This is a genomic window from Streptomyces sp. enrichment culture, assembly GCF_964272855.1.
Taxonomy (GTDB): Bacteria; Actinomycetota; Actinomycetes; order Streptomycetales; family Streptomycetaceae; genus Streptomyces.
The window spans coordinates 3,109,079-3,129,207 of record NZ_OZ186847.1 but is presented as its reverse complement, the minus strand read 5'-3'; the positions used below and the strand labels follow the sequence as shown (position 1 = coordinate 3,129,207).

The 20,129-nt window shown below is 72.9% G+C and carries 21 protein-coding genes; 13 read left to right on the top strand and 8 right to left on the bottom strand.

Annotation, left to right across the window (positions count from 1 at the left end):
• The first annotated feature begins 6 nt into the window (after positions 1-6).
• A complete protein-coding gene (locus tag ACSU6L_RS13160; RefSeq protein WP_073940202.1) occupies positions 7-990 on the top strand; it encodes an ABC transporter ATP-binding protein in 984 nt (327 codons plus the stop codon).
• Positions 983-2,020, top strand: coding sequence for an ABC transporter ATP-binding protein (locus ACSU6L_RS13155; RefSeq protein ID WP_365507394.1), 1,038 nt, complete (start codon positions 983-985; stop codon positions 2,018-2,020). The genes ACSU6L_RS13160 and ACSU6L_RS13155 overlap by 8 nt, the downstream gene beginning before the upstream one ends.
• 119 nt (positions 2,021-2,139) lie before the next feature.
• Here ACSU6L_RS13155 and ACSU6L_RS13150 read toward each other — a convergent pair whose 3' ends face one another.
• Positions 2,140-4,260, bottom strand: a complete 2,121-nt coding sequence (locus ACSU6L_RS13150) for a prolyl oligopeptidase family serine peptidase (RefSeq protein WP_437056572.1) — start codon at positions 4,258-4,260, stop codon at positions 2,140-2,142.
• A gap of 176 nt (positions 4,261-4,436) precedes the next feature.
• On the opposite strand from ACSU6L_RS13150, the gene ACSU6L_RS13145 reads away from it, so the two are divergent.
• The 4 genes from ACSU6L_RS13145 to ACSU6L_RS13130 all read left to right on the top strand — a co-directional run bounded on the left by ACSU6L_RS13145 (position 4,437) and on the right by ACSU6L_RS13130 (position 8,280).
• Complete coding sequence (locus ACSU6L_RS13145) at positions 4,437-4,631, top strand: hypothetical protein (RefSeq protein WP_073940199.1); 195 nt, start codon at positions 4,437-4,439, stop codon at positions 4,629-4,631.
• A 30-nt stretch (positions 4,632-4,661) separates the two neighbouring features.
• Positions 4,662-5,528 (top strand): N-acetyl-1-D-myo-inositol-2-amino-2-deoxy-alpha-D-glucopyranoside deacetylase, encoded by an 867-nt coding sequence (gene mshB, locus ACSU6L_RS13140; protein ID WP_437056569.1) that lies wholly within the window; start codon positions 4,662-4,664, stop codon positions 5,526-5,528.
• Positions 5,525-5,935, top strand: coding sequence for a DUF6113 family protein (locus ACSU6L_RS13135; protein ID WP_437056567.1), 411 nt, complete (start codon positions 5,525-5,527; stop codon positions 5,933-5,935). The genes mshB and ACSU6L_RS13135 overlap by 4 nt, the downstream gene beginning before the upstream one ends.
• A 209-nt stretch (positions 5,936-6,144) precedes the next feature.
• On the top strand, positions 6,145-8,280 hold the full coding sequence (locus ACSU6L_RS13130) for a hypothetical protein (RefSeq protein WP_437056565.1): 2,136 nt from the start codon (positions 6,145-6,147) through the stop codon (positions 8,278-8,280).
• 71 nt (positions 8,281-8,351) lie between these two features.
• On the opposite strand, the gene ACSU6L_RS13125 is transcribed toward ACSU6L_RS13130, so the two are convergent.
• Both ACSU6L_RS13125 and ACSU6L_RS13120 read right to left on the bottom strand, forming a co-directional pair.
• Positions 8,352-9,203 carry a transglutaminase-like domain-containing protein gene (locus ACSU6L_RS13125; RefSeq protein ID WP_437064869.1) on the bottom strand — a complete coding sequence of 284 codons (852 nt, stop codon included), beginning with the start codon at positions 9,201-9,203 and terminating at the stop codon, positions 8,352-8,354.
• Between the two features lie 18 nt (positions 9,204-9,221).
• Entirely contained in the window at positions 9,222-10,295 is a 1,074-nt protein-coding gene (locus ACSU6L_RS13120; RefSeq protein WP_437056563.1) for a GNAT family N-acetyltransferase, read from the bottom strand.
• A 140-nt stretch (positions 10,296-10,435) separates the two neighbouring features.
• Between ACSU6L_RS13120 and fdxA the strand changes: the two genes are divergently transcribed.
• Positions 10,436-10,756, top strand: a complete 321-nt coding sequence (gene fdxA, locus ACSU6L_RS13115; protein WP_073940193.1) for a ferredoxin — start codon at positions 10,436-10,438, stop codon at positions 10,754-10,756.
• Positions 10,757-10,877: 121 nt separating this feature from the next.
• Positions 10,878-11,975, top strand: a complete 1,098-nt coding sequence (locus ACSU6L_RS13110; protein ID WP_437056561.1) for a bifunctional succinyldiaminopimelate transaminase/glutamate-prephenate aminotransferase — start codon at positions 10,878-10,880, stop codon at positions 11,973-11,975.
• A gap of 239 nt (positions 11,976-12,214) precedes the next feature.
• Here the strand turns inward: ACSU6L_RS13110 and ACSU6L_RS13105 are convergent, their stop codons facing one another.
• Together ACSU6L_RS13105 and ACSU6L_RS13100 are read right to left on the bottom strand one after the other, a co-directional pair.
• Positions 12,215-12,637, bottom strand: coding sequence for an ATP-binding protein (locus ACSU6L_RS13105; protein ID WP_437056559.1), 423 nt, complete (start codon positions 12,635-12,637; stop codon positions 12,215-12,217).
• A 280-nt stretch (positions 12,638-12,917) separates the two neighbouring features.
• Positions 12,918-13,886 (bottom strand): heavy metal transporter, encoded by a 969-nt coding sequence (locus tag ACSU6L_RS13100; RefSeq protein WP_437056558.1) that lies wholly within the window; start codon positions 13,884-13,886, stop codon positions 12,918-12,920.
• A gap of 98 nt (positions 13,887-13,984) precedes the next feature.
• Between ACSU6L_RS13100 and dapE the strand changes: the two genes are divergently transcribed.
• Both dapE and ACSU6L_RS13090 read left to right on the top strand, forming a co-directional pair.
• Positions 13,985-15,064: a succinyl-diaminopimelate desuccinylase gene (gene dapE, locus ACSU6L_RS13095; protein WP_437056556.1), complete on the top strand. Its 1,080-nt coding sequence runs from the start codon at positions 13,985-13,987 to the stop codon at positions 15,062-15,064.
• A gap of 119 nt (positions 15,065-15,183) precedes the next feature.
• The gene (locus tag ACSU6L_RS13090; protein WP_437056554.1) at positions 15,184-15,942 is read left to right on the top strand and encodes a TIGR00730 family Rossman fold protein; all 759 of its coding nucleotides are present in this window, start codon (positions 15,184-15,186) and stop codon (positions 15,940-15,942) included.
• Positions 15,943-15,970: 28 nt separating this feature from the next.
• On the opposite strand, the gene folP is transcribed toward ACSU6L_RS13090, so the two are convergent.
• Complete coding sequence (gene folP, locus ACSU6L_RS13085; protein WP_437056552.1) at positions 15,971-16,831, bottom strand: dihydropteroate synthase; 861 nt, start codon at positions 16,829-16,831, stop codon at positions 15,971-15,973.
• A 170-nt stretch (positions 16,832-17,001) separates the two neighbouring features.
• Between folP and ACSU6L_RS13080 the strand changes: the two genes are divergently transcribed.
• Both ACSU6L_RS13080 and ACSU6L_RS13075 read left to right on the top strand, forming a co-directional pair.
• Positions 17,002-17,352 (top strand): DivIVA domain-containing protein, encoded by a 351-nt coding sequence (locus ACSU6L_RS13080; RefSeq protein WP_437064867.1) that lies wholly within the window; start codon positions 17,002-17,004, stop codon positions 17,350-17,352.
• Positions 17,349-17,936 (top strand): DNA-3-methyladenine glycosylase I, encoded by a 588-nt coding sequence (locus ACSU6L_RS13075; protein ID WP_437056550.1) that lies wholly within the window; start codon positions 17,349-17,351, stop codon positions 17,934-17,936. The genes ACSU6L_RS13080 and ACSU6L_RS13075 overlap by 4 nt, the downstream gene beginning before the upstream one ends.
• Before the next feature lie 9 nt (positions 17,937-17,945).
• Here ACSU6L_RS13075 and ACSU6L_RS13070 read toward each other — a convergent pair whose 3' ends face one another.
• Entirely contained in the window at positions 17,946-18,749 is an 804-nt protein-coding gene (locus ACSU6L_RS13070) for an enoyl-CoA hydratase/isomerase family protein (protein ID WP_437056548.1), read from the bottom strand.
• A 344-nt stretch (positions 18,750-19,093) separates the two neighbouring features.
• Here ACSU6L_RS13070 and ACSU6L_RS13065 point away from each other — a divergent pair, with 344 nt between their 5' ends.
• Positions 19,094-19,261, top strand: coding sequence for a DUF3117 domain-containing protein (locus tag ACSU6L_RS13065; RefSeq protein WP_003966491.1), 168 nt, complete (start codon positions 19,094-19,096; stop codon positions 19,259-19,261).
• Positions 19,262-19,411: 150 nt separating this feature from the next.
• Here the strand turns inward: ACSU6L_RS13065 and ACSU6L_RS13060 are convergent, their stop codons facing one another.
• Entirely contained in the window at positions 19,412-20,110 is a 699-nt protein-coding gene (locus tag ACSU6L_RS13060) for an O-methyltransferase (RefSeq protein WP_437064865.1), read from the bottom strand.
• Positions 20,111-20,129 lie beyond the last annotated feature (19 nt).

Below are 20,129 nucleotides of genomic sequence, written 5' to 3'. Positions count from 1 at the left end.
CGGCACATGCTGCTGGAGGTACGCGACCTGCGCGTGGAGTTCCGGACCCGGGACGGTGTCGCCCGGGCCGTCAACGGCGTCACCTACGGCGTGGACGCGGGCGAGACGCTGGCCGTGCTCGGCGAGTCCGGCTCCGGCAAGTCGGTCACCGCCCAGGCGGTCATGGGCATCCTCGACATGCCGCCGGGGCGGATCACCGGCGGCGAGATCCTCTTCCAGGGCCGGGACCTGCTGAAGCTGAAGGAGGACGAGCGGCGCAGGGTGCGCGGCGCCGGCATGGCGATGATCTTCCAGGACGCGCTGTCCTCGCTGAACCCGGTGCTGTCCGTGGGAGACCAGCTCGGCGAGATGTTCGTCGTGCACCGGGGCATGTCGCGGAAGGACGCCCGGGCGAAGGCGGTCGAGCTGATGGACCGGGTGCGCATCCCGGGCGCGAAGGAGCGGGTGCGGCAGTACCCGCACCAGTTCTCCGGCGGCATGCGCCAGCGCATCATGATCGCCATGGCGATGGCCCTGGAACCGGCCCTGATCATCGCCGACGAGCCGACGACGGCCCTGGACGTGACGGTGCAGGCCCAGGTCATGGACCTGCTCGCCGAGCTGCGGCGCGAGTACGACATGGGGCTCGTCCTCATCACCCACGACCTCGGGGTGGTCGCGGACGTCGCGGACCGCATCGCCGTGATGTACGCGGGCAGGATCGTCGAGTCGGCCCCGGTCCACGACCTCTACAAGGCCCCCGCCCACCCCTACACGCGCGGCCTGCTGGACTCCATCCCGCGCCTGGACCGCAAGGGCCGGGAGCTGTACGCCATCAAGGGCCTGCCGCCCAGCCTGCTGGACATCCCCCCGGGCTGCGCCTTCCACCCGCGCTGCCCGATGGCCCGGGACGTGTGCCGCACCGACGCGCCCCCGCTGTACGAGGTGGACGAAGGGGGCGGCGAGCGGGGCAGCGCCTGCCACTTCTGGAGGGAGTGCCTGCATGGCTGAGCCGATCCTGGAGGTGCGCGGGCTGGTCAAGCACTACCCGCTGACCCGGGGCGTCCTCTTCAAGAAGCGGATCGGCGCGGTCAAGGCGGTCGACGGCGTCGACTTCACCCTGTACCGCGGCGAGACCCTCGGCATCGTCGGCGAGTCCGGCTGCGGCAAGTCCACGGTCGCGAGGATGCTGGTCAGCCTGGAGCGGCCGACCGCCGGTTCGATCCGGTACAAGGGCGAGGACGTCACCAAGCTCTCCGGCCGCGCCCTGAAGGCCGTACGCCGCAACATCCAGATGGTCTTCCAGGACCCGTACACCTCCCTCAACCCCCGGATGACGGTGGGCGACATCGTCGGCGAGCCCTTCGACATCCACCCCGAGGTCGCCCCCAAGGGGGACCGCCGCCGCAGGGTGCGGGAACTCCTGGACGTGGTCGGCCTGAACCCGGAGTACATCAACCGCTACCCCCACCAGTTCTCCGGCGGCCAGCGCCAGCGCATCGGCATCGCCCGGGGCCTGGCGCTGCGCCCGGAGATCATCGTCGCCGACGAACCCGTGTCGGCGCTGGACGTCTCGGTCCAGGCGCAGGTCGTCAACCTGATGGAGCGTCTGCAGGACGAGTTCGACCTGTCGTACGTCTTCATCGCCCACGACCTGTCGATCGTCCGGCACATCTCCGACCGGGTCGGGGTGATGTACCTGGGCCGGATCGTCGAGACCGGCCGCGACGCCGAGATCTACGACCACCCCACGCACCCCTACACCCAGGCCCTGCTCTCCGCCGTGCCCGTGCCCGACCCCGAGGCGCGGGAGCACCGCGAGCGGATCATCCTGCACGGTGACGTGCCGTCCCCCACCAACGTCCCCTCCGGCTGCCGCTTCCGCACCCGCTGCTGGAAGGCCCGCGAGCGCTGCGCGCTGGAGGTGCCGGCGCTGGCGGTCCCGGAGGCCTTCGAGCACGGCACCGGTCCCGCCGTCCACCCCAGTGCCTGCCACTTCGCGGAGCGCAAGCACGTGGTCCCGACCGAGCCGGCGGAGTAACACGGTGGCAACTCGCCCGACCCTGTTCCGATATACGGACGCGGCAGACTGAACTCCGTACGGCCGTGCGGGTGCCGTGAACGGGCCGGGGTGCGCGCCACCCCGGCCCGTTGCCCGTGCTACTCCGCCAGGCCCAGGGAGCGCTTGAGGAAGTCCACCTGGAGCAGGAGCAGGTTCTCGGCGACCTGCTCCTGCGGGGTCATGTGCGTGACCCCCGACAGCGGCAGCACCTCGTGCGGGCGGCCGGCGGCCAGCAGGGCGGAGGACAGCCGCAGGGCGTGGGCGAAGACCACGTTGTCGTCGGCCGTGCCGTGGACGATCATCAGCGGGCGGTGCGGCTCCGCGGGGGACGACAGGCCCTCGTCCGTCACCAGGGAGCTGCGGGCGTACGAGTCCGGGTGGGCGGCCGGGTCGCCGAGGTACCGCTCGGTGTAGTGCGTGTCGTAGAGGCGCCAGTCCGTCACGGGGGCGCCGGCGATGCCCGCGTGGAAGACGTCCGGGCGGCGCAGGACCGCGAGCCCGGCCAGCCAGCCGCCGTAGGACCAGCCACGAATGGCCACTCGGCGCAAATCCAGCGGGTGATTCCGCGCCAAATCCTGCAGCGCCTCGATCTGGTCGTCGAGGGAGACGGTGAAGTCGTGGTGGACGGCCTTCTCCCAGGCGGGGGAGCGGCCCGGCGTGCCCCGGCCGTCCGCGACGACCACGGCGAACCCCTGGTCGGCGAACCACTGCGAGGTCAGATGGGCGTTGTGCGCGGCCACGACGCGGGGGCCGTGGGGGCCGCCGTAGGGGTCCAGGAGAACCGGCAGGGGAGTGTCACCGTGGTAGTCCCGTGGCATAAGCACGGCGCACGGAATCCTTCGTGCGCCCCCCTCGGTGAGCGTCACGCGCGGGGACATACCGGGGTCCTCCGCGTACGACGGGATGATCGCCGCCTGCTTCCCCTCCCGCAGCACCCGTACCAGCGCCCCCGGCCGCTCCAGCGTCGCCGACACCAGGACGGTCACGTCTCCGGCGCGCACGGCCGAGTGCACACCGGGCTCCTCGGAGAGGCGCTCGACGCCCAGCTCGTTGACGCGGTAGACATGCACCTCCCCGGTCTCCGGCCGTTCCGCTTCCGCGCCCGCGGACGCCGACACGAGGACGTCGTGGGAGGTCACGTCGAGTACCGCACGGACGTGCAACTGGGCTCCGGTCAGCGGCCGTTCACCCACCGCGAGCACCCGCGCCCCGCCCTCGTCGGCGATCCGGACCAGCTGCCCGGCAGGGGACCAGCAGGGCACTCCAGGGAAAAGATCCAGCCAAATCGGATCTTCATCGGCATGCACCATCCGGGTCGCCCCGGTGTCCGGGTCCACGGCCAGGTAGAGCTGGCTCCGCTGGTCGCGCGCCTGCACCAGCAGAAGCGGCGCACCCGCCTCTGACCAGTGCACTCGCGCCAGATACGGGTAGCGGGCCCGGTCCCAGACGACCTCCGTGCGCGCTCCGTCGAGGTCGACGACGAAGAGCCGGACGTCCGCGTTCGCCGTCCCAGCTGCCGGATAAGGGACGTGTTGTGGGTCACGTTTCGGCTGCGCGGGATCGGAGATCCACCAGCGCTCCACGGGCGTGTCGTCCACCCGCGCCACCAGCAGTCGGTCCGACTCCGGCGCCCACCAGAAGCCGCGCGAGCGCCCCATCTCCTCGGCCGCGATGAACTCGGCCAGGCCGTAGGAAACGCCCTCCGATTCCGGTATCACGAGCGCCCGGTCGCCCTCGCCCTCGGCGCCGACGACCCGCAGCGCGCCCCGCCCGGCGTACGCGATCAGACGTCCGTCGGGGGAGGGTCGAGGGTCGATCACCGGCCCGGCGGCGGGCAGTTCACGCGCCGTGCCGGCCCGTAGCTCGGCCGCGAAAAGCCGCCCTGACAAGGCGAAAGACGCCAACTCGACCGCCGCGTCGGTGGCGTAGCCGACGATGCCGGCACCACCCTCACGGCTGCGTTCGCGGCGCGCCCGCTCCTCGGGCGAGAGGTCTTCCGCGGCGCCGCCCAGCAGGGCACCCGGGTCGGCGGCGACCCGCTCGGTGCCGTCCGCGAGGTCGAGCACCCACAGGGCGTTCGCCCGGTCCGTACCGGAACGCGAGCGCAGGAACACGACACGCGACGCGTCGGGCGCCACGGTGAACGAGCGCGGCGCGCCGAGCGTGAACCGCTGGGTCCGCGCGTGCCGTCGGGGGAAGGAGACAGGCTCGGTCGTCATGCCCTGACCATATTGGCCATGCGCCCCCTTGTGCGGCTGTGCGCCGACCGATGCGCGCGCACGGATAGTTATGATCACTAGCGCTGCGTGGGTATGAACCTGCTGGCTGCTGTATGGATTTACACGTTCCCCTGCTCTGTGCCCCTAATGTCCCCGGGTCTTGGAGGTGAGCCGCCGTGGCACTCTCGATTTCGGCGGTGGTGCTGCTGGCGATCATCGTCTTCCTGCTCATCAAGAAGTCAGGACTGAAGGCCGGGCATGCGGTGGTCTGCATGCTCCTGGGGTTCTACCTCGCCTCCTCGACGATCGCCCCGACGATCAGCGAGCTCACGACCAACATCGCCGGGATGATCGGCAGCATCAAGTTCTGACGCCCTTCTTGCGCCTTTAGGGTGGGCCCTATGACGGACCTGCCCTCTCGGCGTCTGCTGCTGGTGCACGCGCACCCGGACGACGAGTCGATCAACAACGGCGCCACCATGGCGCGGTACTCGGCCGAGGGTGCCCATGTGACCCTGGTCACCTGCACCCTCGGCGAGCGCGGCGAGGTCATCCCGCCCGCGCTCGCGCACCTGACCGGCGCCGCCCTCGGCGCGCAGCGGCTGCGCGAGCTGACCGCCGCCATGGCCGAGCTGGGCGTCACGGACTTCCGCCGGCTCGGCGGCGACGGCCGCTACGCGGACTCCGGGATGATGGGCATCCCCGACAACGACGACCCCGCCTGCTTCTGGCAGGCCGACGTCGACGAGGCCGCCGGACACCTCCTGGAGGTCATCCGGGAGGTGCGCCCCCAGGTCCTCGTCACCTACGACCCCCACGGCGGCTACGGCCACCCCGACCACATCCAGGCCCACCGCGTCGCCACGCGCGCCGTCGAGCTGGCCGCCGAGGCCGGCTGCGCGCCCGCCAAGGTGTACTGGAACCGGGTCCCGCGCACGGTCGGCGAGGCCGCCTTCGCCCGCCTTCGGGAGGCACTGCCGGGTCTGTCCTTCGCCGAGGCCGGGGTCCTGGAGGACGTCCCGGGCGTCGTCGACGACGAGCGCGTCACCACCGAGATCGACGGCGGTGACACCCACGCCGCCGCCAAGGCCGCCGCGATGGCCGCGCACGCCACCCAGGTCGAGGTGGACGGCGACTGGTTCGCCCTCTCCAACAAGCTGGCGCAGCCGGTGTTCCGCACCGAGTACTACGAGCTGGTACGCGGGGAACGGGCGGGCGCCCGCGAGACCGACCTGTTCGCCGGGGTCGATGCCGAGGAGGCGTCATGACGGACCGCGGCTCCCCGCTGGCCCAGCCCCTGACCCGCCCCTCCCTCGGACGGATCGCCGCCCACCTGGGCCTCTTCCTGCTCGGCGTGGTGGTCGGCGGCGCCGGAGCGCTGGTGCAGGGCGGCTGGTTCCCCGCCGGGCTGCTGCTCGGCCTCGCGGGCGCGGCCGGTCTGTTCCTGGGCGGAGCGCGGGCCACCGGCGGCCGGGCCGGGGCCGTGTCGCCCGCCGCGGGCTGGCTGGTCGCCGTCGTCCTGCTCACCGCCAGCCGCCCCGAGGGCGACTTCGTCTTCGCCGCGGGGATCGGCTCGTATCTCTTCCTGCTCGGCGGCATGGCGTTGGCTGTGATCTGCGCCACCCTTGGTGCGGGGCGGCAACCTTCGGGGTCTTCCGTCCGACTTGGCAAGTGACGTACCACTTCGCTGTCAAGCCGACGTGCGAGTCCCGTGTGGGTTTCCCCGGCGGTCATGGGATAAGCGCCGGAAGTGGCCAGTATGGTGGTGCGCGCCGCCGAGCCTCCCCCAAGCACTCGACTCCGCTCGGGCAGGGGGGACCCCCATCTCGCAGTGTGAGGTAGTAGGTCGGGAACGGGCGGCGGAGCCAACCGGGAGAACCTGCCTTGAGTCGTGAAACTGACAGTCCGTCCTCCGGGCCCAACGGGCGCGGCGGAGCCGCATACCCCTCGGGCACGCCGCCGTACGGTACCCCCACGGTTTCCGACGGCGGCGCGGACGGGGGCCGCTCGGCCGCACAGCCGGAGGAACGCAAGACCGAGACCACGCTGACGACCCGGATCCGGATCAACATCCCCGGATCGCGGCCGATTCCGCCGGTCGTCGTGCGCAAGCCCGTCGCGGACGCCGAGTCCGCCGCGGCCGACGACACCGAGGCCGAGGCTCCGGCGCCGAGCGCCGCCACGACCACGGGCACCGTCGAGCCTCCTGCCGAGCCCGCCCCGCAGGCCGAGGAGAAGACCAGCGACTGGTTCGCGCCCCGCAAGTCCGCCCCGGCCAAGGGCGGGCAGGGCGGCGGTGCCGCCAACGGTGCGAGCGCACCAGGCGGTTCGGGCGCGCCCGGCGCCGCCCCGGCCGGCGCCGCCCCGGCCGGCGGCGCGCGGCCGGCGGCCGGCTCCGGCCGCCCCGGCGGTGTCGTCGGCTCCGTGAACGTGCCCGGCGGCAATCGCCCCGGCGGCACCAACGGCTCCGGGCTGCCCGGCGCCACCGGCGGCCCCGTCGCGCCCGGCCACGGCGGCGGCACCGGCTCCTTCGACGTCACCGAGGCACTGGCGGCGGGCCCGCTGGGCAGCGGCTCGCGCACCGGCGAGACGCGCCGCGACGACCTGCCGTACTTCTCGGAGAACGCGCAGAACGGTCAGGGCTCGCGCAATGGTCATCCCTCACAAGGCGCCCAGAGCGGCCAGAACGGGCAGGCCGGTTACGCCGGTCCCCGCGGCGGCGGCCCCAGTGGCCCCACCAGCGGCCCGGTCACCGGTGACGGCCCCGTCGTCCCGCCCAGCGCCTTCACCGCCCCGAACCCGCTCGCCGGCGCCCCCGCCCCCGGCGGCGGCCTCAGCGACGACACCGCGATCCTCACCCCGCAGAAGCAGGTCCCCGAGCCCCCGGCCGGCGCCTCCTTCACCGCCCCGCACGACAACGTCTCCGGGCACACCGTCACCAGCGGCATCCCGGTCGTGCCGAGCCCCGACCACGACGCCGGGTTCCCGCCGGCCCGCTTGGGCGCGGCCCCGGCCGCGCCCAAGCCGCCGGCGCCCGCCGTGCCTGCCCAGCAGAGCGCCCCGGCCGCCGCGCCCCGCAAGAAGAAGGGCCGCAACAAGCTGGTGCTGCTCGGTGGCGGCGTGGTCGCCGTCGCCGGTGTCGCCTACGGCGCCGGCCTGCTGATGAACCACTCCGACGTGCCCAAGGGCACCACCGTGCTCGGCGTGGACATCGGCGGCGGCACCCGCGACGACGCCGTGAAGAAGCTCGACGAGGCCCTGAGCGACCGGGTCGACAACCCGGTGAAGCTGACTGTCGACGGCGACACGGTCACCCTCAAGCCGGACCAGGCGGGCCTGTCGTTCGACGCCCAGGCCACCGTCCGCGAGGCCGCGACCAGCGACTACAACCCGGTCTCCGTGATCGGCTCGCTCTTCGGCGAGCAGCGGGTCGTCGAACCGGTCATGCCGGTCGACGAGGAGAAGCTGCACTCCGCCCTGGAGGACGCGGCGGGCGGCGCCGGCAGCGCCACCGACGGCACGATCAAGTTCGTCTCCGGCAAGGCCGTGCCCGTCTACGGCAAGCCGGGCAAGGGCATCGACGTCGACAACGCCACCGACGCGGTCGCGAAGGCCTACCGGACCCAGGTGGAGACCGGCACCGGCGAGGCGGTCGCGCTGCCGACCACCACCAGGCAGCCGACCGTCTCCAATGCCGAGGTCGACCGGATGATGAAGGCGTTCGCGCAGCCCGCGATGTCCGGCAGGGTCACGGTCCAGACCGACCCGGCGCACGCCATCCCGTTCAGCCCGGAGAACTCCCTCTGGAAGTTCCTCCGCGTGAAGGCCGTCGACGGCAAGCTGGTCGAGAACCCGGACCTGAACGCCCTCGAGGAGCTCTACGGCAGCACCTTCGACGGCGTCCTCATCACCCGCGGCACCGGCCAGAAGACCGAGGTGACCCCCCAGGACGTCTACCAGGCCCTGCGCACGGTCCTGACGAGCAAGACGAACAGGACGGCGGTCATCAAGACCAGCTGACGCGCGAAGACAGAGCACAAGGGGCACCCCGCGAACGCGTGGTGCCCCTTGTCGCGCCGCACGGCGAACCGCTAGTTCAGCAGCGCCCGAGCGGCCCGGGCCTCCCCCAGAAGCCGTTCCCCGGCGGCCTCGTCCACCGCGGAGACGACTTCCGCGTACGCCTCCAACTCCTCGGCGCCCGCGGCGAACTCCCCGCGCTGCACCATCAGCCGGGCCCGCTCGTACCGCAACCGCGCCGGGTGCGACGGCAGCAGCAGCGACAGTTCCACGGCCCACAGGGCCACGTCCGACCGCTCCGGCCGCGCCGCGGCCCACGCCCGGACGTTGTTCAGGATCCGCAGGACCACCTCCGACGCCGCCGCGGGCTCCAGCAGCGCCGGATCGAGCGACGCCCCCGTCGCGCCGACGACGAGCAGCTCCGCGTCCATCCCGGTCAGCACCCGCCCCCCGTCGAACGGGTCCACCAGCACCCGCTCCCCGGCCGTGCCGAACCCGACGACGAAGTGGCCCGGCAGCGCCACCCCGTACACCGGCGCACCCGCCCGCCGCGCGACCTCCATCCACACCACGGACAGCAGGATCGGCAGTCCCCGGCGCCGCCGCAGCACCTCGTGCAGCAGCGACGACTCCAGCCGCCGGTAGTCCCCGGCGGTCCCGCGGAAGCCGAGCCGGTCGCCCAGCAGTTCCCGGGTCGCCTCGGCCCAGTCGCGGGCCCCGCCGGGCCGGAACGGCAGCAGCCCCGCCAGCCGGTCCAGCTCCATCTGCGCGCCGTCGATCCCCGCCTCGTCCAGCGCGGCGTCCCCGGACGCCGCGACCAGCAGGCACAGCAGGGCCAGATCGGGCCGCTCGGCCCGGGCCTCGTCGGCGAACCGCAGCCGCAGGTCGGCGGCCCGCTCGGGCGGCGGGGGGAACGGAGGAAGCAGCACGGCCCGCACCACCCCTCAGCCCCGCCCGGCGGCGGACGCGCCGTCCGCGACCGGCTCCCGGTAGTGGTGGTAGGCGTGGTGCGCGGCGAAACCCAGCCCGCCGTACAGCGCCCGCGCCTCCGCGTTGTCCGTCTCGACCTGGAGCCACGCCGCGGAGGCGCCCTCCTCCAGGGCCCTTCCGGCGAGCGCGGCCATCACTGCGGTGGCCAGCCCTCGGCGTCGTAGCGCCGGATCGACCTCCACGGCGGCGAACCCGGCCCACCGCCCGTCGACCACACACCGCCCGATCGCGGCGGGCGGCGCGCCCGCCTCCGCGCCGGGCACGGTCGCGAACCACACGGACGGGCCTCCCCCACGCTCGGCTTCGCTCGCGCGGGGGGACCCCGACCCCAGCACCCGCAGCGCCACCTCGCCGAGCCCCTTGCGCTGATAGCGGGCCAGCCACGCCTCGTCGGCCTCCCGCGACAGCAGCACCTCGGCGGTGACCTCCCGGTCCGCGACCGGAGCCAGGGAGGCGATCCACAGCTCGGCGGTCACCTCCCGCACCCAGCCGCGCTCCGTCAGCTCCGCGCACAGCAGCTCCTGCGTGCCCTCGGCGCCGGTGGCGGTCTGGACGTACGCGGGCAGGCCCCGGTCGCCGTACCAGCGCCGTACGGCGGTCAGGGCGTCGTCCAGGGGCATCCCGGGGTCGCCCAGCGGCAGCACGCAGTTGGCGCGCCGGGTGAACCCGGCGGCGGCCCGCAGCTCCCATTCACCCAGCCGCTCGCTCTCCACCGGACGCCACGCCCGCGCGGAGATCCGCGCCAGCTCCGGGTAGGAGGCGGCGGGGCCCCTGCGGCGGGCCGGGGCGGCGGGCACCACCTTGCCCGCGACCAGCGAGGATTCCGCGATACGGACGACTTCCCCGTCCCGCCGTGTGATCACGAGCACACCGTTGTCCCACGATGTGAGAACACCGACCGTGTCGGTGAATTTCTCCTCGGTGACCGCACTGGCGCTAGGGTGGCCAACGCGCCGTACGGAGACGCGTTTGCCCACGTCAGCAGCGGTGATACGGACCTCAAGGCGCCCTGCCGCAGAGATTTCCACAGGTCGGTTCACCCCTCCTGTTCGGATCTTGCCCAAGAACGGAGATACTAGGGGCGGGCATCGACGACGCCGCGCTCCCGCGCGCCAGGCGGCGGAGCCTGAGGAGGCCCGCCAGCGCCCTATCGAGGAGGAACGACAGCGTGACCTACGTCATCGCGCAGCCTTGTGTCGACGTCAAGGACAAGGCGTGCATCGAGGAGTGCCCGGTCGACTGCATCTACGAGGGCCAGCGGTCCTTGTACATCCACCCGGACGAATGCGTCGACTGCGGTGCCTGTGAGCCGGTCTGCCCGGTCGAGGCGATCTTCTACGAGGACGACGTGCCGGAGGAGTGGAAGGACTACTACAAGGCGAACGTCGAGTTCTTCGACGAGCTGGGTTCGCCCGGCGGTGCCAGCAAGCTCGGTCTGATCGAGCGCGACCACCCGTTCGTCGCCGGTCTGCCGCCGCAGGCCGAGTAACACCCGCGTCCGCCCCGGCGGACCGCAAGCAAGCGCCGCCTCGGTCCCGTACGGTCTGATCGCCCCGATCGCCGCACGGGACCGAGGCGTTTGCCCGACCGTTGAGAGTGAGCGAGAAACCGTGTCCGCAGTCTCCGACCTCCTGCCCACCTTTCCCTGGGACAAGCTCGCGCCCTACAAGAAGACGGCCGCCGCGCACCCCGACGGCATCGTCGACCTGTCCGTCGGCACGCCGGTCGACCCGGTGCCCGAGCTGATCCAGAAGGCGCTGGTCGACGCGGCCGACTCGCCGGGCTACCCGACGGTGTGGGGCACTGTGGAGCTGCGGGACGCGATCACCGGCTGGCTGGAGCGCCGGCTCGGCGCGCGCGGCGTCACCCACCACCACGTCCTGCCGATCGTCGGCTCCAAGGAACTGGTCGCCTGGCTGCCCACCCAGCTGGGCCTCGGCCCCGGCGACCGGGTCGCCTACCCGCGCCTGGCCTACCCGACGTACGAGGTCGGCGCCCGGCTGGCGCGCGCCGAGTACGAGGTGTACGACGACCCGACCGAACTGGACCCGGCGGGCCTGAAGCTGCTGTGGCTGAACTCGCCGTCCAACCCGACCGGCAAGGTCCTCTCCAAGGAGGAGCTGACCCGGATCGTGGCCTGGGCCCGCGAGCACGGCGTGCTGCTCTTCTCCGACGAGTGCTACATCGAGCTGGGCTGGGAGGCCGACCCGGTCTCGGTGCTGCACCCGGACGTCAACGGCGGCTCCCACGAGGGCATCGTCTCGGTGCACTCGCTGTCCAAGCGGTCCAACCTGGCGGGCTACCGCGCGGCCTTCCTGGCCGGTGACCCGGCCGTGCTGGGTCCGCTGCTGGAGATCCGCAAGCACGGCGGCATGATGACCTCCGCGCCCACCCAGGCGGCCGTCGTGGCGGCCCTGGGCGACGACGAGCACGTGCGCGTGCAGCGGGAGCGCTACGCGGCCCGCCGCACCGCCCTGCGCGAGGCGCTGCTCCGCCACGGCTTCCGCATCGAGCACAGCGAGGCCAGCCTCTACCTGTGGGCGACCCGGGACGAGTCCTGCTGGGACACCGTGGCGCACCTCGCCGAGCTGGGCGTCCTCGTCGCGCCGGGCGACTTCTACGGCCCGGCGGGGGACCGGTTCGTACGGGTGGCGCTGACCGCCTCGGACGAGCGGGTCGCGGCCGCGGTGGCACGGCTGGCGCGCTAGGGGGTGTCTCGCCGATCATGCCGGGCTCGCGGCGCCTGGCACCGTGCCTCGCCGCGTTGTCGTCGGTCCCCGATGCGCCGCATCGGCTCCCTCCTCCGCCTTGCGATGCACGGCACCAGACGCCGCTCCCTGATCCGGCCTGATCGACGAGACACCCCCTAGGGGACGTCTCGCCGATACGGCGAAGGGGTCCGGGGAACGCGTCCCCGGACCCCTTCGCCGTGCGTGCCGTACCGGCGTCAGCCGATGGGCAGGCCCTGCGTCGGCAGCCCGCCGCCCTTGGTGAGCGAGTCGCTGGGCAGGCCGCCCTTGGAGGCGGTCTTGGCGGTGTCGCCGACGATGTCCCCAGCGGAACCGGCCACGTCCCCGGCGGCCTTCTGCGCGGCCGGCGTGGCCTTCTTCGCGGCCTTGCCGGTGGTCTTGCCCGACTGCTTGACCGCCTTGCCGCCGGCCTCGCCCGCGAGCTCGGTGACGTTCTGGGCGGCGCCGTCGACGGTGTTGCCGACGCTCGCGCCGTCCAGGGCGGTCAGCCCGCCGAGGTTCGGCGTGGCCGGCAGCTCGGGAGCCGCGGAGGCGGCACCGGCCGCACCGACCACGGAGGCCGCTCCCGCAGCGGTGAGCAGCGCGGCACGGGCCATCCGGCGGGTCAGGGGGAGGGACATGATGCTCCTTCGACGGAGAAGAACGTGAACAGAACGTGCGCCGTGACTACCGCTCGACCCCCCGCCGAGGTTGCGCAGACCGAACGTAAAGAGTTGGCAATGCGTCGCATTATCGGATGTGGATAAATGCGGACAAAGAGTCTGCGGTCCGAAAGTCCGCCGAATCCTTACAGCTCTTTGTTCCCAAGGGTTTCCACGGACACCGGGGGGACCGGGCGAAAACCTGCGCACACCGTCGTGCGCGCACCTCCCGTATTAGCCCGTCCGGGTGATGGCCCGCCTACTGCGCGGTGACGATCCGGACCGCGTCGGCGCCCTCGCCGCTCTTCGCGTCGGACTCCGGCCCCGTGGTGCGCCACTCGCTCCCGGTGGTCCCGGCGACCCACTCCCGGCCCGCGTACGAGACCCGCTCGATGTGCAGCGCCGAGGCGTTGGCCACCGCCCAGTGGGCCAGCTGCCAGCCCCGCTCCCGGCCGTCACCGGCCCCGCGCTCCGGGGCCACCGGCACGGTCACGGTCCGCCCGCTGGTCCGCGCGGTCACCGTCGGAGTCGGCGTCGCCGGCGCCGTGGCGCCCACCTCCGCGCCGGTCTCCTCCATCGCGTCCCGGCCGAAGTCCCGCACCAGCGCCGAACGCACCGCGTCCGGCCCGCTGACCCGGGTGGCGTCCGGGCGCCCCTCACAGGTCAGGGTGGCCTCGGCGCGGCCGGTGAGGGCGGCGGCGAGCAGCGTGGCGTCCGGCTCGTGCTTGGCGTACGCCTGCGGGAAGCCGCTGCGCTGCACCCGCTGGGCGGCGACGGTGAGCGGCAGCCGGGTGTAGCCGGGCACCTCGACCAGGTGGTCGTAGAACATGCCCGCCGAGTAGATCGGGTCCATGATCTGCTTCTCGGTGCCCCAGCCCTGCGACGGCCGCTGCTGGAACAGGCCGAGCGAGTCGCGGTCGCCATGGTGGATGTTGCGCAGCGCCGACTCCTGGAGCGCGGTCGCCAGCGCGATCGTCACCGCCCGCTCGGGCAGCCCGCGCGCGGTGCCGACGGCGGTGATCGTCGCCGCGTTCACCGCCTGCTCGGGGGAGAACTCGTACGACGCCCCATCACCCTTGCCGGACACCACCTTGCAGCCCGGACCGCCCGCACCGCCGGTGACGTACTGCACCACGAGATAGCCGGCGACGGCGAGCAGGACGACGAAGGCCGCCCCGAAACGCAGGAGTCGGCCGCGACGCTTGGGAGAAGGGGACGGCTCTGGCACGCGTACAAGGTACTGGAGCCCGTGGGACAGGAGGTGCCCGGTGCGGCAGCGAGCCGCGGGCGCGACGGCCCCCGGGGCGGGAACGCTAGGGTCGGGGCATGGCCGATACCCCGCTTGACCTCACGCTGGACGCCGCGCGGCTGACCGCGCAGCTCGTCGACTTCCCCTCGGTGAGCGGCGGTGAGAAGCCGCTCGCGGACGCCATCGAGACCGCGCTGCGCGCCCTGCCGCACCTCACGGTCGACCGCTTCGGCAACAACGTCGTGGCGCGCACGGACCTGGGCCGACCGGAGCGCGTGATCCTCGCCGGGCACATCGACACCGTCCCGATCGCCGAGAACGTGCCGTCCCGGCTGGACGAGGACGGCGTGCTGTGGGGCTGCGGCACCTGCGACATGAAGTCCGGGGTGGCGGTGCAGCTGCGCATCGCCGCGACGGTCCCCGCGCCCAACCGCGACCTGACCTTCGTCTTCTACGACAACGAGGAGGTCGCCGCCGACCTCAACGGCCTCAAGCACGTCTCCGAGGCCCACCCCGAGTGGCTGGCGGGCGACTTCGCGGTGCTGCTGGAGCCGTCCGACGGCCAGGTCGAGGGCGGCTGCCAGGGCACCCTGCGGGTACTGCTGAAGACGTCCGGCGAGCGGGCCCACTCGGCGCGCGGCTGGATGGGCTCCAACGCCATCCACTCGGCCGCCCCGATCCTGCAGCGCCTGGCCTCCTACGAGCCCCGCTGGCCCGTCATCGACGGCCTGGAGTACCGGGAAGGCCTCAACGCGGTCTTCATCTCCGGCGGCGTGGCCGGCAACGTCATCCCCGACGAGTGCGTGGTGACCGTCAACTTCCGCTACGCGCCCGACCGCACCCCCGAGGAGGCGGTGGCCCACGTCCGCGAGGTGTTCGCGGACTGCGGAGTGACCGAGTTCGTGGTCGACGACCACAGCCCCGGCGCGCTGCCCGGCCTGTCCCACCCGGCCGCCGCCGCCTTCATCGAGGCGGTGGGCGGCACCCCGATGCCCAAGTACGGCTGGACGGACGTCTCCCGTTTCTCCGCGCTCGGCGTCCCGGCCGTGAACTACGGTCCCGGCAACCCGCACTTGGCGCACAAGCGGGACGAGCGGGTGGAGACCGCGAAGATCCTCGCGGCGGAGGAGCGGCTGGCGTCCTGGCTGACCGCCTGACCGCCTGGCAGCCGTGGTTCGCCCGCGGCGCTTTGTGGCGGACACGTCCACGTCCCCCCTCCGTAACCCGCGTAGATCTACGCTGAGACGGAAAGACGTGGCAACCGGAGGGAGCGCACATGGCTACCGGCAACCCTGAGGGCAAGAAGCAGCCGCCGGAGGAGCAGCGTCTCGGGCCGGTTCTGCGACGGCGGAGCCAGGTCACGGCGAGCACCACGGACCAGCGGCTGCTGGACGCGGGCGGACCTTCCGACTGGGTGCACACCGACCCCTGGCGGGTGCTGCGCATCCAGTCGGAGTTCATCGAGGGCTTCGGCACGCTCGCCGAACTCCCGCCCGCCATCAGCGTGTTCGGCTCGGCACGGACGCCGGTGGACTCGACTGAGTACGAGGCGGGGGTGCGGCTGGGCCGCGGCCTGGTGGAGGCCGGCTTCGCCGTCATCACCGGCGGCGGGCCCGGCGCGATGGAGGCCGCCAACAAGGGCGCCTGCGAGGCGGGCGGGATCTCGGTCGGCCTCGGCATCGAGCTGCCCTTCGAACAGGGCCTCAACCCCTACGTCGACATCGGGCTGAACTTCCGGTACTTCTTCGTCCGGAAGATGATGTTCGTGAAGTACGCCCAGGGGTTCGTGGTCCTGCCCGGCGGCCTCGGCACGCTCGACGAGCTCTTCGAGGCGCTCACCCTCGTCCAGACCCAGAAGGTCACCCAGTTCCCGATCGTCCTGTTCGGCACCGAGTACTGGGGCGGGCTGGTCGACTGGCTGGAGAACACGCTGATCGCCCAGGGGAAGGCCGCCGCGAAGGACCTCAGCCTCTTCCACCTCACGGACGACGTGGACGAGGCGGTCGCCCTGGTCTCGAAGGAGGCGGGCCGGTAACCCGCCCACGGTCGGCCCGCCCCGGTGGTCACGCCAGGCCGCGGCGGGCCACCGCCGGGGCACGGTGCCCGGCGATCGACGCGACCATGTCCAGCACCTGCCGGGTCTCCGCCACCTCGTGGACGCGGTACACCTGCGCGCCGAGCCAGGCGGACACCGCCGTCGTCGCCAGGGTGCCGATCAGCCGCTCCTTCACCGGGCGGTCCAGCGTCTCCCCGACGAAGTCCTTGTTGGACAGCGACACCAGCACCGGCCAGCCCGTCCCGGTCATCTCGCCGAGCCGCCGGGTCGCCTCCAGGCTGTGCCGGGTGTTCTTGCCGAAGTCGTGCCCGGGGTCGATGAGGATCGACTCCCGCGGGACGCCCAGCGCCGCCGCCCGCTCCGCCAGCCCCACGGTCACCCGCAGGATGTCGGCCATGACGTCGTCGTACGTCACCCGGTGCGGACGGGTCCGCGGCTGCGCACCGCCCGCGTGCGTGCACACCAGCCCCACGCCGTAGCGGGCGGCGACCTCCGCCAGCCGCGGGTCCACGCCGCCCCACGCGTCGTTGAGCAGATCCGCGCCCGCCTCGCAGACGGCCTCGCCGACCTCGGCCCGCCAGGTGTCCACGCTGATCACGACGTCCGGGAAGCGCCGCCGCACCTCGGCCACGAAGCCGACCGTGCGCCGCGCCTCCTCCTCGGCCGTCACCTCCTCACCGGGACCGGCCTTGACCCCGCCGATGTCGACGATCGCGGCTCCCTCGGCCACCGCCTGCTCCACGCGCGCCAGCGCGGGCTCGTCGCGGAACGTCGCCCCCTGGTCGTAGAAGGAGTCCGGGGTCCGGTTCACGATCGCCATGATCACCGGCTCGTGCGTGCCGAATTCACGCCTGCCCAGCCTGAGCATCCCCTGTGACCTCTCCTAGTGCGTCCCGCGTACGTCGGGCCTTTCGGCCGCCTGCGACCTTAACCGCCAGACTCGCATGGCACGATCGGACCCTGACACATTCGACTCGACGCATCGGGCGGGACTCGTCCGACTCGACCGATCCGACCGTGGGGACCACAGCGATGGTTATGTTCTTGTTCCTGGTCGTCGCGCTCGCCGTGGTGGTCGCCGCGGTGACCCTCGCCGTGGTGGGCGGCGGCGAGCAGGCGCCGCTGCCGGACGCGGCACCCGAGCGGCTCTACGACTCGCTGCCCACGGACCGGCCCGTCACCCGCGCCGACGTCGACGACCTCCGCTTCCCGCTCGCCGCGCGCGGCTACCGCATGGCGGACGTCGACGACGCCCTGACCCGCCTCGCCGCCGAGCTCGCCGAGCGCGACGCGCGGATCGCCGACCTGGAATCCGCCCTGACCGGCGCCCGGGCCGCCGCCGACGGCGTCTCCATGGAGAAGCGGCCCGAGGAGGACGGCGACCGATGACCGACGGCATGTCCCTGACCGGCCCGGACGGCGCCCGCCGCTGCCCCTGGGCGCTGTCCGCGCCCGACTACCTCGCCTACCACGACGAGGAGTGGGGCCGGCCCGTCCACGGCGACGACGCGCTCTTCGAACGCCTCTGCCTGGAGGCCTTCCAGTCCGGCCTGTCCTGGATCACCATCCTGCGCCGCCGCCCCGGCTTCCGCGCCGCCTTCGCCGGCTTCCGGATCGCCGAGGTGGCCGTCTTCACCGACGAGGACCGGGAGCGCCTGCTCGCCGACACCGGCATCATCCGCAACCGGGCCAAGGTCGACGCGACCCTCGCCAACGCGCGCGTGCTGGCCGGCTGGGACCCGGGCGAGCTGGACGAGCTGATCTGGTCCCACGCCCCGGACCCGGCCGGCCGGCCCGTCCCCAAGACGCCGGCCGACGTCCCGGCGGTCACCCCGGAGTCGACGGCCCTGTCCAAGGCCCTGAAGAAGCGGGGCCTGCGCTTCGTCGGCCCCACGACGGCGTACGCCCTGATGCAGGCGTGCGGCCTGGTCGACGACCACCTCGCCGACTGCACCGCACGCCGCGCCGGCTGACCGGGCCCACTACCGGCCCAGGTACTTCGGCTGCTCCTTGTTCACGAACGCCCGCACCGCGATCGCGTGGTCCTCGGAGGCGCCTGCCCGCGCCTGCAGCTCGTCCTCCTTCTCCAGCGCCTCCTCGAAGGAGTGGGTGAGCGCGTAGGCCACGGACTCCTTCAGCGACGCGTACGCCACCGTCGGCCCCGCGGCCAGCTCGCGTGCCACCTTCTCCGCCTCGGCGCGCAGCTCGGCGGTCGGCACCACCCGGTTGGCGATGCCCAGCTCGTAGGCCTCCTGCGCCTTGACGCTGCGCGGGAACAGCAGCAGGTCGGCGGCGCGGCCGGGTCCCACGACCCGCGGCAGGGTCCAGGAGATGCCGGAGTCCGCGGTGAGCGCGACGCCGGCGAAGGAGGTGTTGAAGGCCGCCGTGTCCGCGACCACCCGGTAGTCCGCGGCGAGCGCGAACCCGAACCCGGCGCCGGCCGCGACCCCGTTCACGCCCGCGACCACGGGCTTCGCCATGCCGACGAGCGCCCGCGCGATCGGGTTGTAGTGCTCCCGCACGGTGCTCATGGTCTGGCCCTCGCCCGCCTCCCGGTCGGCGGCCAGCAGCCCGATGTGCTCCTTGAGGTCCTGCCCCACGCAGAACGCCCGGTCCCCGGCGGCGGTCAGCAGCACCGCGCGGACGGCGTCGTCGGCCGCCGCGGACTGGACCGCGTCCCGGAGGGCGACCTTGGTCGCGATGTTCAGCGCGTTCATCGCCTCCGGGCGGTTCAGCGTGATCGTCGCGAGCCCGTCGCTCACCTCGTAGAGCACGGTGTCGGCCATGGCGTATCCCCTCCGGTACGGGTCCTGTGTCCGAAGGACAGCATGGCGGAGATCACCGGTCGCGCACGTGTGACCTGCGTCAAAGAAGCCAGGCGGGTTCCCGCTCGGCGGAACGGGCCGCGGGGGGCGCAGTATCGCAGCCACATCGCCGAATTGAGTGGTTTTGCTCGGGCGCGTTGCCCAAGCGATGCCTACCGATGTTGGTCATCGGGTCGAGAGATGCGGGATAATGGCTTGGAAGCAATGTGTTCGATGCCGGTGTCGCGTGTCTCTCACGGATCGCGCGTGCCCCCCAGTGGGCCGTCGGCTTTGACGATGAGCTGGTTTCAGGAAGGGGAACGAGCATGGCGGCCATGAAGCCGCGGACGGGCGACGGCCCGCTCGAGGTGACCAAGGAGGGGCGGGGCATCGTCATGCGCGTTCCGCTCGAAGGCGGCGGTCGGCTCGTCGTCGAGCTGACCCCGGACGAGGCCGACGCGCTCGGCGATGCCCTCAAGAAGGTCGTGGGCTGACGCGCGCAAGCGACCATACCCTTTCGGCCGCCCCGGTACCGCACACGGTGCCGGGGCGGCTGCGTGTGCGGCACCAGTCCGCGGCAGTGCCTGCGGCGATGTCCGCGGCGAGGCCTGTGGCACCCGTCTCGTACGGCGGTCGTACGCCGGCTACCGCTTGACCGCGCACAGCAGTCCGTCCCCCACCGGCAGCAGGGACGACACCAGCTCCTGGCTCTCCCGCACCGCGCGCAGCAGCTCGCGCAGCCGCACCACCTCCGTGGGCTGCGGCCCGGAGTCCAGGGTCCGGCCGTGCGCGAAGACGCCCTCGAACGCCACCAGCCCGCCGGGCCGCAGAAGGCGCAACGATTCAGCGAGGTAGTCCAGCACCTCGAGCCGGTCACCGTCGCAGAAGACGAGGTCGTAACCGGCGTCCGCGAGCCGGGGCAGCACCTCCAGCGCGCGCCCCGGGATGAACCTGGCCCGGTTGCTGGCGAACCCGCAGGCGCGGAACGCCTGCCGGGCGGACTGCTGGTGCTCCGGCTCCGGGTCGACGGTGGTCAGGACGCCGTCGGGGCGCATCCCGTGCAGCAGATGGATCCCGGAGACCCCGGTGCCGGTGCCGATCTCCGCGACCGCCTTGGCGTCCACCGACGCGGCCAGCAGCCGCAGCGCGGCGCCCGTGCTGGGCGACACCGGGCGCAGCCCTGCCTCACGGGCGCGTTCGCGGGCCCAGTGCAGCGCTTCGTCCTCGGCGACATAGGCGTCGGCGAACGCCCAGCTCGTCTGCCGGTTGCCGGTAATGACCCTCTCCTGTCCCCACGGTTGCCTCGGCGTGACTGTATCCGTTGGCGCCGGGAACCCGCAGATGGGACCGGGCGTTTAGAGG

Excerpts from the sequence above, each read along its gene's own strand:
- ACSU6L_RS13160 (WP_073940202.1), top strand. The coding sequence starts at position 7 with ATGCTGCTGGAGGTACGCGACCTGCGCGTGGAGTTCCGGACCCGGGAC.
- ACSU6L_RS13155 (WP_365507394.1), top strand. The coding sequence starts at position 983 with ATGGCTGAGCCGATCCTGGAGGTGCGCGGGCTGGTCAAGCACTACCCG.
- ACSU6L_RS13150 (WP_437056572.1), bottom strand. The coding sequence starts at position 4,260 with ATGACGACCGAGCCTGTCTCCTTCCCCCGACGGCACGCGCGGACCCAG.
- mshB (WP_437056569.1), top strand. The coding sequence starts at position 4,662 with ATGACGGACCTGCCCTCTCGGCGTCTGCTGCTGGTGCACGCGCACCCG.
- ACSU6L_RS13135 (WP_437056567.1), top strand. The coding sequence starts at position 5,525 with ATGACGGACCGCGGCTCCCCGCTGGCCCAGCCCCTGACCCGCCCCTCC.
- ACSU6L_RS13105 (WP_437056559.1), bottom strand. The coding sequence starts at position 12,637 with ATGTCCCTCCCCCTGACCCGCCGGATGGCCCGTGCCGCGCTGCTCACC.
- dapE (WP_437056556.1), top strand. The coding sequence starts at position 13,985 with ATGGCCGATACCCCGCTTGACCTCACGCTGGACGCCGCGCGGCTGACC.
- ACSU6L_RS13090 (WP_437056554.1), top strand. The coding sequence starts at position 15,184 with ATGGCTACCGGCAACCCTGAGGGCAAGAAGCAGCCGCCGGAGGAGCAG.
- folP (WP_437056552.1), bottom strand. The coding sequence starts at position 16,831 with ATGCTCAGGCTGGGCAGGCGTGAATTCGGCACGCACGAGCCGGTGATC.
- ACSU6L_RS13080 (WP_437064867.1), top strand. The coding sequence starts at position 17,002 with ATGTTCTTGTTCCTGGTCGTCGCGCTCGCCGTGGTGGTCGCCGCGGTG.
- ACSU6L_RS13075 (WP_437056550.1), top strand. The coding sequence starts at position 17,349 with ATGACCGACGGCATGTCCCTGACCGGCCCGGACGGCGCCCGCCGCTGC.
- ACSU6L_RS13070 (WP_437056548.1), bottom strand. The coding sequence starts at position 18,749 with ATGGCCGACACCGTGCTCTACGAGGTGAGCGACGGGCTCGCGACGATC.
- ACSU6L_RS13065 (WP_003966491.1), top strand. The coding sequence starts at position 19,094 with ATGGCGGCCATGAAGCCGCGGACGGGCGACGGCCCGCTCGAGGTGACC.